This is a genomic window from Cecembia lonarensis LW9, assembly GCF_000298295.1.
GTDB classification, from domain to species: Bacteria; Bacteroidota; Bacteroidia; order Cytophagales; family Cyclobacteriaceae; genus Cecembia; species Cecembia lonarensis.
The window spans coordinates 1-11629 of sequence record NZ_AMGM01000104.1 but is presented as its reverse complement, the minus strand read 5'-3'; the positions used below and the strand labels follow the sequence as shown (position 1 = coordinate 11629).

At 42.7% G+C, this 11629-nt stretch carries 11 protein-coding genes; 6 read left to right on the top strand and 5 right to left on the bottom strand.

Annotated features, from left to right (window positions below; all coding sequences use genetic code 11):
• A partial coding sequence (locus tag B879_RS18625; protein ID WP_040401184.1) for a DUF4411 family protein occupies positions 1-382 on the bottom strand: 382 nt, incomplete at its 3' end.
• Positions 379-1557: an XRE family transcriptional regulator gene (locus tag B879_RS18620; protein ID WP_009186764.1), complete on the bottom strand. Its 1179-nt coding sequence runs from the start codon at positions 1555-1557 to the stop codon at positions 379-381. The genes B879_RS18625 and B879_RS18620, both read right to left, overlap by 4 nt.
• Positions 1558-1856: 299 nt before the next feature.
• Here B879_RS18620 and B879_RS18615 point away from each other — a divergent pair, with 299 nt between their 5' ends.
• The gene (locus tag B879_RS18615) at positions 1857-2129 is read left to right on the top strand and encodes a hypothetical protein (protein ID WP_009186762.1); all 273 of its coding nucleotides are present in this window, start codon (positions 1857-1859) and stop codon (positions 2127-2129) included.
• A 20-nt stretch (positions 2130-2149) separates the two neighbouring features.
• Here B879_RS18615 and B879_RS18610 read toward each other — a convergent pair whose 3' ends face one another.
• Positions 2150-2362 (bottom strand): helix-turn-helix domain-containing protein, encoded by a 213-nt coding sequence (locus tag B879_RS18610; RefSeq protein WP_009186761.1) that lies wholly within the window; start codon positions 2360-2362, stop codon positions 2150-2152.
• A gap of 593 nt (positions 2363-2955) precedes the next feature.
• Here B879_RS18610 and B879_RS22705 point away from each other — a divergent pair.
• The 5 genes from B879_RS22705 to B879_RS18595 all read left to right on the top strand — a co-directional run bounded on the left by B879_RS22705 (position 2956) and on the right by B879_RS18595 (position 10350).
• Entirely contained in the window at positions 2956-3096 is a 141-nt protein-coding gene (locus B879_RS22705; protein WP_157231715.1) for a hypothetical protein, read from the top strand.
• Between the two features lie 711 nt (positions 3097-3807).
• Positions 3808-3990 carry a hypothetical protein gene (locus B879_RS22700; protein WP_157231713.1) on the top strand — a complete coding sequence of 61 codons (183 nt, stop codon included), beginning with the start codon at positions 3808-3810 and terminating at the stop codon, positions 3988-3990.
• A 216-nt stretch (positions 3991-4206) separates the two neighbouring features.
• Entirely contained in the window at positions 4207-5799 is a 1593-nt protein-coding gene (locus B879_RS18605; protein WP_009186760.1) for a TlpA family protein disulfide reductase, read from the top strand.
• Position 5800: 1 nt separating this feature from the next.
• Positions 5801-8983 (top strand): SusC/RagA family TonB-linked outer membrane protein, encoded by a 3183-nt coding sequence (locus B879_RS18600; protein ID WP_009186759.1) that lies wholly within the window; start codon positions 5801-5803, stop codon positions 8981-8983.
• Positions 8984-9003: 20 nt separating this feature from the next.
• Positions 9004-10350, top strand: a complete 1347-nt coding sequence (locus B879_RS18595; protein WP_009186758.1) for a RagB/SusD family nutrient uptake outer membrane protein — start codon at positions 9004-9006, stop codon at positions 10348-10350.
• Positions 10351-10397: 47 nt separating this feature from the next.
• Here the strand turns inward: B879_RS18595 and B879_RS18590 are convergent, their stop codons facing one another.
• Both B879_RS18590 and B879_RS23275 read right to left on the bottom strand, forming a co-directional pair.
• A complete protein-coding gene (locus B879_RS18590) occupies positions 10398-10652 on the bottom strand; it encodes a DUF6520 family protein (RefSeq protein WP_009186757.1) in 255 nt (84 codons plus the stop codon).
• A 772-nt stretch (positions 10653-11424) separates the two neighbouring features.
• Positions 11425-11629 (bottom strand): hypothetical protein (locus tag B879_RS23275; protein ID WP_040401173.1); only part of this gene is annotated, 205 nt, incomplete at its 5' end.

Sequence of the window (11629 nt, the reverse complement as noted above, 5' to 3'; positions counted from 1 at the left end):
TTACAGTTACTTTTTCTTCTTTAGTAACTACCGTAGCATTGTCGTTTAATGCATGGGCAATTACCCAAGGGTCTGCCAATGAGCGCGCTTTTGTATTGTCAACTAATAAAGGATAATCTTCTAAAATTTTGCGGATGTGTTTAGTAACAGGTTCGTTTATTTTAGCAATTGGGATTTTGCTTAATTTTAACCATTTCGAAAGGTCATCCTCAGTTCTAACAATTTCCTCGTAAACCAATTCAGGAATAAAAATATTTCCATTTTTTCCTAGCTCAATAAGTATTTTCCAATAATCAGGACAGAATTTGGGATTATAGTATTTTTGCCATGCTTGAATTAACACGTTGGCATCCAAACAATATTTGTTTGCCTTTGTGCTCATCTAAATAGTTGTGATTCGAGTTTTGAAAATTTATTTACTTGAACATTTAACAAATTACTAGCTAGTGTCGGCTCAATAAAACCCCCACGAAATGCATCCAATACAGTTTGTGTAAACAATCTACTGTTTCTGTTAAGTTGTAGCAAAAAGTAGTTTGGACCACCTTGCTTTTCCTTTTCTTTTTGCTTGGCTTTTTTCTCTGCTTCTTTTTTCAAATATTCAGAGAAATCAATCTCTGCCTGCCTTTTTAATTTCTGATAGGAAGGTATTGAAATGATATTAAGATTTAAAGCACGAACCAAAATAGCAAAAGAACTGACGCCTAGTTGCTTTGAGGTTTTATAAACATCTTTTGAAGTCTGAAAAGATGAAGGATCAAGATTCAAAACAATTTCTTTTGGCATTAAAGCATTTGCAGCAACTTCATTGCAGAACAACTCTACTGGGTGTAATTTGTCTTTACCCTTTAAGTCTGGTTCAACCTCGTTGGATATACCTGTTTCAGCTATCCAAATATGAGCTAACTCATGGACAAGAGTAAATAGTTGTGGTGCATTCCAATCGTCAGAGTTCACGAAAACGAATGGTGCATATTGGTCAGCGATAGCAAACCCTTGTATTTCTTGAGCGTCTAATTTTAGTCGGGAATTAATAAAACTTGTCCTGGAAACGAAAATCCCATTAGATTCAGAGGCATCAATCCACTCTTTAATTGGATTATCTGCTTTATATAAAGCGGGATTTATTTTTAATGTACTTAGAATGTCTTCAGCAACAGTTTGAGGGTTATCTTTTATTGAAAATCGACCCACGAAGGCTAATTTATCTTCTTGATTTTCAGAATAAACATCACTAATCCAGGCTTGCTTTTGTTGGATTTCTCTAATAATAAATATTGAAGAAGTTGTAAGTGGTTTCGAACCTGATTTTCTAAAGTCTTGAAGTGGCTGAAAGTCACGAGGAACATCTGGCAAAAAGAATAGGGCAAACGGTCTTTTGTATGCTTTGGCCAGCGTTTGTGCTTGTCTGATCGTCGGTTGACTTGTTCCCGCTTCCCATTCTTTAAGTCTGTCAACTGACACAGAAACTTTGGCAGCTGCTGTTTCCTCGAGCATTCTTGCCGATTCTCTTGCCCACTTTAGAACTTTTGGTGTTATGTATGCTCTGCCTGCCATTAAAGTCTCAAAAATACAATTTTTGAAATCGGTTTTGTTATAAAACTACTGTTTTGTCGGTAGTTGTCGTTTATATTGGTTTCAACCAACTTCATATACCGTAAACAGCTATCAAACTTAGCCATTTACTAATTGGATTATTTGTCTGATTATAAATCAGGGCTTATTTTTCCCCACCCCTAAACCTACCAAATCCCTCTCAACTAAAAAATCCCCCATACAGGGTATTTTTTACGTTTATCACCACAATTCAACCTAAAATTTACGATTTTAGTACACTAATTCAAATTTCTAGCCTAATGAATTGGGATTTTACATGTAAAGACTGTGGCATAAATACCAACAAAGGAAAAACCAACTTCTATGCAGTAACAGAAGAACTATGGAAAAAGCATGGAGTTGGACAGGGAATGCTATGCCTGGAATGCTTCCGTAAAAGATTAGGTAGGGATTTTAAAAAGGAAGACTTCCCTCCCTGTTACCTGAACTACTTTGACAACCCAGTAGTAAGGGAGATTATTAATCCGACTGAGGAGGAAGTGAAATCTTTATTGCTTAAATTAGAAAAATAACAACTCTTTTACCTATCATGTTAGGATTTGTTTGAAACAATCAAGGTTCTCACATCTACATCCAAAAATTCTGCTAATTCAAATAATCTTTGTAAGGATGGTTGGGCTTTATTGGACATCCATCTGGAAACCGTCTCCTCTTGTATTTTGAAATGTTCAGCTATTTCTTTGTTTGATTTTCCAGAATCAGCTAATACAGCTTTAATTCTATTGTATCGTTTGATTTTATTCATTTGAAAACTGCCAAGTTTCTCAAATATAAAAAGTTTTAATAAACTCTATTTTCTGTGAAAATTGATTATTTAAATCAAAAAAATATTTTTTATTGTCAATTAGTTGACTTTGAAAATCATTTTAACTAATATAGTGGCAGATTTAAAAATCTTAATTTAAATCTTAATATTATTAATTTGCGAATTCTTCGATAAAGTTTTCGATAGCATTTGCACTTTAACGTCTCGTCTTAGAAAACTGCCAATTTTCCAAAAAGACACGGGAAGTAAAGTGAAAATGCTCACGCCTTTGGCGTGGGCTCACTTTTCGTGTCTAAGGTATGGCAGTACCACTAAGTCGGTAAGTTGAGTCCCACGCCTCTTTTTTGGCGCCGCTCACTTATTATGACGTTCCATATAAATTTATAGTGCTATGGAACAGGTACATGTTTGTTTTTCTTTATGTAAAGAAGCCCCCATTCTTCTTCTGAATGAAAGGCAAACCCATCTGTATCCACTTTTTTCCCGGACCTTATCCCTATTTGAGCTTCAGAAAAACATCATCAAATCTCCGGTTTGATGAGCTAGTATCCTGGTAAGGAACTGGGTTTGGCATGCTTTTAAAGCATGCTGACTTTGTCCTGTTCCTTTCTTTCCCATCCGCTGCAGAGGAAGGGGTACCTGTTGTATTTCTTCTTATTTCCTTTTGGTCAATTGCTGCTTTTATGGCGGCCTGGAAAGACTTTGTCCTTTAGTGAATGTAGAGTGAAGAATGATGAGTGTGGAATGAAGAATGATGAATGAAGAGTGATGAATGGAACTGAATTGGTCAAAAAAAAGCCTCTGGTAATTGCCAAATGAGTCATAGAAAGCATAAGAATTGGCTGACCCCAGAGGGGTCACATATTTATAGACATAATGGACAATGACACCCCATCGACCCTTAGGGGGTCGAACATCTAAAGGAAGAAGAATTTGACAGGTAACCAAAGGCGAAAGCCATAAACAATTGCGATTAAAACCCTAAAACCACAACCCAAAATGACCAGAAAATTGATTGTGGCAATTCCCGAATTGCTATTTGATGACAGTTGAACAAAGTTGTTTGACACCCTAGGACCCCCACCGCGTCTTCTCTCATAAGGTGAAACGATAAATAGACCCAAATGTAGCTAACGGATACACAAACGGTGACGGTACTACAGCGGTGCGGGGCCGGGCATTGACAATCAGTCCAGTGTACTGATTTAGCCCGGGGCCGGGATGTAGCACAGGTTAACTTAAGTCAAGCATGCAATTTCCTTGATTTGGTCTTCCTGAACGCCTCACGCTTCCCGGTCTCCTATTTCAATCCTAAAAACATTAACATTTCATATTTCCAGGGACCGATTCCCAAATCCCAATTTCTGATTTGGAGAACGATTCACTTATGTGAAGAAACCTGGATCAATCAATACTTAGACTGCATGAAAAAAATCATACACTCATGCTTCCTGGCATTCCTATGCCTTTACCGAAGCAAATCATACGGCATACGAAAACCAATTGTGGATCACCCTAATGGAAGTCGGGCAGGGAATCTTTCTCTCAAAGACGGCAGCAGGCATGTCTGCATGCCTTCTTACCTCAAGCCCAGGGAATTTCCCTAGGTAAAAACTTTACCCCTAACTCCCTACAAGGCTCCCGGTTCACTTTCCTCATAAGGTGATTTGATCAATTAACCCAAATGTAGCTAGCAGATTCACAAAAGATGACGGTACTACCCCGGGAGGGAAGGTTTTCTTCCGGGCCGGAGATTTAGTTGATACCGTGTACTCCGACCTTCTTTTTTTAAAACCTCTTCACAAAACCATTCAGCAAATTCAATGAAACATTTCACTTTAATAATCCTCCTTCTGACTCCCCTTTCAAAGGCATTGGCCCAATCGCCGGAAAATGGAGCCTGGATCTTTGGGGAAGTATATTCCATCCAGCCTAAAGAAAACATCCGCATATCCCTTTGGAATGATGCCTTCGAAATGGCTAACAGCGAACATCCAGCATTGGATTCTATCATTCCTTTAAATCCACCTTCACTCTATGCAGGCACAATTTCCCAACGAAGCCGGGATTTCAATATGGAAATCCCACCCAACATGCTTCCCGCTTGGATAGCATTTGAAGATACTTTAAGCGGTTTTTCCTATGGCCCATACCTCATATCCCCATCGGACAGCATCAAAATCAAATTTGACCAGATCAAACAACAGGTAATCTTCGCCGGACCTGCCCGACAATCCTTCGAGATGTCCTTAGGCCTGTCCCAACTTCTGGAAAGAAAGCTCTTCGAAATTCCCAGTATGCTTGATTTTTCGGCTCAGCCTGCTCCAAGGCAGGAGCTGCTGGACAGGTTCGAAGCGAACAACAAACGCTTTAGAAGAAAGGTAATCCCCATCTTAACCCCACGGGAAAGACTGAAAAAAATGAACCAGACACTGCCGATTTTTAAGGAAGATGAATTCGCCCTGATTGAAGAATTTTACAGAAAACGTGTTCCTGAAACTGTCTACAATACCCTCATAAATGATTTCATTTCACAGGTGTACTTCCGCATATTTTACGGTTTTCACGGATACTATTTCAGGGACATAAAAGAATCTGCTCCGGAATTGTTGGACACTTTTGCCCAATCCTTTTTACATCTCGAAAATCAGATCGACAGCCTTGCCTCTAAATACCTGCCCCTTTTCTCCCCCAATTACATCAAAATGCAGGAATACAGAATGCTGGGCAGGGCAGCCATCGAAGACAAATCGGTATATGAGGTCTCACATCTGGAAGCAGACCCTGGCTTAAGGGAAGCAGTTCTTACAGCACACTTCCTCAAAAGGAATGTAATCATCAGAGAGGGGGTCAGCGATCTGGGGAAGTTCCTTGTAGAGGTGCAGAATCCCATCTTCAAAGAAAGGTTGGAAACCTGGTATACGGCTTCTACTCCCGGCCTCCAAGTTCCTGACTACGCCTTCAAAGATGAGGAAGGCACAAATATCCGCATCACTGATTTTGAGGGAAAAATCCTCCTGCTCAATATCTGGCTGACAGGCTGCTCATCCTGCAGGTCCTTCAATGAATACCACCTGACCAGAATTGTACAGGAGTACCAAAATGATCCCGAAGTAAGCATCATATCCCTAAGCCTTGACCAAAACAGGGAACGCTGGCTCAGATCCAAGGCTTCCGGCCACTATTCCCCTGAAGAGTCCATCCACATTTGGACAGGGTATGAGGGAAACTCAACCGAGCACCCCTACCTGAAATATTTCAACATCACATCTGCACCCCAATTACAGCTGATTGACCAAGATGGTAAACTGACAGGCCTTGGTCTGGATGACAAAACCTATGAGGGAATCAGATCCGAAATAGAAAACCTAAAAAGCCACATTAAAAATCAACCCAACAAAACCCTAAGCAAGTAAAATGAAAAAACAACTACTCACCTCCCTGCTCTGCCTCATGCTATCATTGGGCTTTGCTCAGACTGATAGGTACCTGCTCACAGGTACTGTCAAAGAAGCCAAATCCGGGCTGCCCTTACCAGGCGCCATTGTCTCCCCGGAGGACCTTTCTTCGGGAACCGTAGCAGATGAAAACGGGAATTTCAGGCTACGGCTCAAGCCGGGAACCCATAACATCTCCGCCTCCTACCTGGGATTTGAAAGGACTGTCATGGAAATAACCCTGACTTCAGACACAGAAATCAGTTTCAGCCTCACCGAACTGGACATGAACCTTTCAGAAGTAGAGATCATGGCCACAGGATATCAGGAAATCCCCAAAGAAAGGGCTACAGGATCATTTGTCCACCTGGACAATGAACTGGTCAACAGACGGATATCCACCAACATCCTCGACCGCTTGGAAGATGTCACCCCGGGACTGATATTCAACCGTACCGGCCCCGCCAATGATCCTATCAGCATCAGGGGAAGAAGCACCATCTTCGCCAATACCCAGCCCCTGATCATCATAGACAATTTCCCCTATGATGGCCCATTGGAAAACATCAATCCCAATGATGTGGAAACCATCACCGTTCTAAGGGATGCGGCCGCAGCTTCAATATGGGGTGCAAGGGCAGGAAACGGAGTCATCGTCATCACCACCAAAAGAGGAAAAGCCGATGCCCCCAGCCTGTCCATCAACAGTAACATCAACATTTTCCAGACTCCAGATCTCTTCTACCAGCCTGTAATGTCCATAGATGATTTCATAGGAATGGAAGAACTGCTTTTTGAAAGAAACTTCTACAATGCCCAGATCAATAACATCAACCGCCCCGCACTTTCCCCGGCAGTGGAAGCCCTGCTCAGTGCAAGAAACGGGCTGATCAGCCAGGAAGAACTCCAGCGGCAGCTCAATACCTTCAGATCAAGGGATGTCCGTCACGACTTCACCAGGCATTTTTACAGGCCTGCCATCAACCAACAGCACAACATCAACCTTAGCGGCGGAACAGGAAATTACAGATATGCCATCTCGGCAGGTCTGGACAGAAACCTTGAAAATGTAGTTGGCAACGACAACTCACGCTATACACTGAGTATCAAAAACAACTGGAACCTGCTTTCAGACAAGCTTGAAATCGGAACAGGAGTCTATCTGACAAGATGGAACAGGGATACCCGTACTGAGATACCCAGAAATATTTTCCCTTATGAAACCTTCACCGACAATGATGGAAATGCCCTTCCTGTCACTAGGGATTACAGCAGAAGGTTTATAGAAAGTACCGCAGGACTGGGGCTTCTGGACTGGAATTACTATCCCCTGAAAGAAATCGGTGCAGGAAATATCGAAAACATAGAAAATGATGTAAGGCTAAACCTTAACCTCGGGTACAAAATTGTTGACGGGCTGAAGGCGGGGATATTTTACCAGTACTGGACCAATGTCAACAATACGGAAAACCTTCAGGGGCTTGACCTGTATTCCACCAGAGACCTGATCAACAGGTTTGCACAGGAAAACCCCGATGGAACCCTTTCTTTTCCAGTACCGAGAAACAGCATACTGGACATCCAAAACACCAGAGCTTTCAGTCACAGCCTCAGGGGACAGATCTCCTACAACAAAGTAATCAGTCCTGTATCCAGCATAGATGCGGTGGCAGGTTGGGAATTAAAGGATTTCCAGTCCATTTCCAGGGAATTCAGGTACTATGGTTACAGGGAAAACATTGGCATTTCCCAGCCCGTGGACCTTATCAGTTCCTTCAGACAGTTCCACAACGGTTTCCAGGCCACAATCTTTGACGGGACAAGGCACAGAGGACTAACTGACAGATTCCTTTCCCACTATTTCAATGCGGCCTATACCTATAAAAACAGATACAATGTTTCCCTTTCAGCAAGGAGAGATGCTTCCAACCTTTTTGGGGTGGACGCCAATCAGCGTGCTGTCCCGCTCTGGTCAGCTGGATTAGGTTGGGTGATTTCTGAAGAAAGCTTCTTAAATGCGGATTACCTTCCCTTTTTAAAACTCCGTGCCACCTATGGGGAAAACGGGAACGTGGACAAATCAGTATCTGCACTTACTACAGCAACTTATTTTACCAATTCTGCTTTTCTATTGGCAGGAGGAGAATTGGCAGCACAGATCAGCTCTCCCGAAAATAGGTTACTTAGATGGGAAAGGATCAAAATCCTCAACTTCGGATTGGACTTTGAAACCAAAAACAGCCGGATCAGGGGCACAGTGGAAACCTACATCAAAAACGGTGTGGACCTGATCGGAGACTCTCCCTTCTCACCATCCACGGGTTTCTTCAGGGCAAGGGTCAACAGTGCCAGCACAAGAGCCACAGGAATGGATATGGACATACAGTCCCGAAACCTGACCGGACGCTTCAAATGGACAAGCAACCTGATGTTTTCCACCATCAAGGAAGAAGTAACCGATTACTTCTTCAGGGGCACCCCCATCAATTACCTGGCTCAGCCACAGGGACAGCTTTTCCCCTTGGAAGGCAGACCTCTTTTCGCCATTTACAGCCTTCCGTGGGCAGGATTAAATCCCGATACCGGAAATCCTGTCGGAATCCTTGACGGAGAACTGAGTGAAAATTATGCAGCAATCTTTACCAATACCTCTCCAGAGGACCTCACTTTCCATGGCCCAAGAAGACCACAGGCATTTGGAGCTTTCAGAAATACATTCCAATACAAAGGCTTTACCCTGTCCGCGAATATTTCATTTCGTGCCAGATATTACTACCGAAGGGAATCTGTCCTCTACACAACTGTACTCAGGGGGCAGGGTGGTCATGCTGATTTTGCCAACAGATGGCAACAGCCCGGTGATGAAGCCTTCACTCAAGTACCTTCTATGCCTGCTTCAGTCAATAACGTAAGAGACAATTTTTACCGTTACTCCGAAGTCTTGGTAGAAAGAGGGGATCATATCCGCCTTCAGGATATTCGCTTTTCCTATGACCTAAGCACTGTAGAAAGTAGAAGACTTCCTTTCAAAAGGGCTGAAATCTATACCTACATAAATAACCTTGGAATAATCTGGAAAAAATCTGATGACCCCATTGATCCGGATTTCAGGCAGATGCTTCCCCCTAGAAGCATAGCTATGGGAATTAACCTGAACTTCTGACAACCTAAACCAATCAAATTATGCAAACCAATAAAACAAACATACTGATTGTCACAATCATAAGTATATGCCTAATGGCCTGTCAGGACTTTCTTGACAGCAAACCGAGACTTGACCTGGAAGTACCTGAATCTTTGGATGAACTGCTTGCACTTTTGAGTGCAGAACAAAGGATGAACCAAGGTGCTTTAATAGACATAATTGCTTCTGACGACTTCTATCATACCCGTGAATTTATTGAGTCACAGGACAATCCCTTATATTTTAATGCCTATAAAAGACTGCTGACCCCCGATATGTATGCTGATGCAATACAACCGGAATGGACTACCTTATATACCCAGATCTATACGGCAAACTTCTGCCTTCAGCAGCTTGAGCTGACCACCAGGACAGCTGAGAATGGCTCAGATTGGGATTTTGTCAAAGGATTTGCCCTCTTTACCAGGGCTTACGCCTATTCAGAATTGCTGAAGGTTTTTGCAGCAAAGCCAAGTCCCCAAACAGAATCGCAGATCAGCATTCCTTTGGTATTAAAGGCAGACATAAATACCATTGAAGAATTTGCCCCTTTGGGAAAAGTGTACTCCCAAATATTCATGGATCTGGAGGAAGCAACGCCCTTATTGCCAGACACACCGGGAATCAGAACCAGAGGATCAAAGTCAGCTGTCCATGCCTTAGCTGCCAGGGTTTATTTAAGTATGAATGAATTTACCAAGGCACTAAAGCACATCGATGAATCTCTGAAAATTGACAATACCCTTATGGATTTTAACACCTTAAACCCCGCATTGAATTTTCCTATTGGCTTAGGTAGCCCCGAATATGTGTATTACAAGTTTTCAGGAACATACAGTCAGCTCAATTCAAATCCTGAGGCCAGAATTGACACACTCCTTTACCAGTCTTACGAGGAGAATGACCTAAGAAAAACAGTTTACTTCTTCATCAACCCTGCAGGAAACATCAACTTTAAAGGACAGTTTACCGGAAGATCAAACTACTTCACCGGACTTTCGGTCAGCGAGAGCCTGCTCATAAAAGCTGAATGTGAGGCAAGGTTAGGGAATATGGAGACAGCATTTGAAACGCTGAACACATTGCTTGAATCCAGGTACATGTCTGGCACTTTTGAGCCTTTTGATCCTTCAGATTTTGAAGATCCATTGGGTTTTATTCTCTGGGAAAGAAGAAAAGAATTGCTGTTCCGGGGGCTGAGATGGTCTGATCTAAAAAGGTACTTAGGTGACCGGGAAGAATTTTTCCCGCTGAAAAGGGTTCTTGACAACCAAATCATAGAAATGGAGCGATCTCCTGAGGCTTTTGTGTTTCCAATTCCTCAAGAAGAGTTCACCAATCGGTAAAAACAAAATCAGGTAATCCCCAAAAGAGATTACCTGATTGATTCAAATTATTTCAGACGAAAATCACCGGTTGACCCTGTAATGGGCATAGTCAGATCCTCATCTTCATAGAGACACTGGGCACTAGGGTTGTTTTCACACTCATATTGTGATGACCCCAATTGTACCGGAACCGGACCTTGAATTGGATCATTTCCCCAAACTGTCTGATTGGGATTCATGGGCTTCGTAAAAGCAAAAGCAAATACCGCTGCCAACATAAATACGCCTGCGCGTAGCAGGTTTTTGATCTGATTTTTCATAATTTTGATTGTTCAATATAGTTAAAGTAATTCCGGTCGTTTCGATCTTAATCATAAACCTTTGGAGAGGAACGGCCGGTTTTATCCCCTCACTCCCCGATCCCCTACCTGGTAAAAAATCCGGAAGCTTTTTTCTATCTTAAGTCTTGTGTCTTGTGTCTTATGTCTTATGTCTTGTGTCTTATGTCTTGTGTCTTATGTCTTGCTTCTCGTCTCTCCCGTTGTCCCGCGGTTGCACCGCGGGACCACTGGTATCTGAGCTTTCAGCTCATTTTTTAACCGCAATGGACCCAAAGTTTTTCGCAAAGGATCGCAATCCTTATAATGAAAATTCAACCTTGCAAGCTCCCGTTGTCCCGCGGTTGCACCGCGGGACCACTGGTCATTGAGCTTTCAGCTCATTTTTAACCGCAATGACCCCAAAGTTTTTCGCAATGTGCGCCAACCTTAATGATGAAAAATTCAACCTTGCAAGCCCCCATTCTTCATTTTTCATTCTTCATTCTACATTATCACACCTCATCCATCGGTGGTTAAATTCAACTCCTACCGGAGTTGGGCGGACAGGGGACATAAAACCGGCTTCAGCCACCGGGTTGTACCCGGGGTAAATAACCTTCGGTATTGGACGCCTTCTGCGTCCTGATCCCCATACAGAACAAGACCTCCGAACCATCCAAGTTCCAAACACAAACCTTTTTCCTTTTTACTTTTTACTTGGCTCTTATTTTCCCACCCTGCATCCTGGCTCTGAGCTACCCCGTCCCGATAATTATCGGGATTCGGGGATCCAAAGGGATATTTTCTTAACGCCTGCCTGGCGGACAGACAGGCTCAGTCCCCCTACAGGACGGAGGGGAATGGTTACTGCTTTTTTGCTAACAATAGGTTGTGCCTCTGGCACAATTCGTACCACCATACAAAACCAATCTCCCAAACCTTCCAAGCTCCAACCCTTTTGCCTTGGCTCTATACCT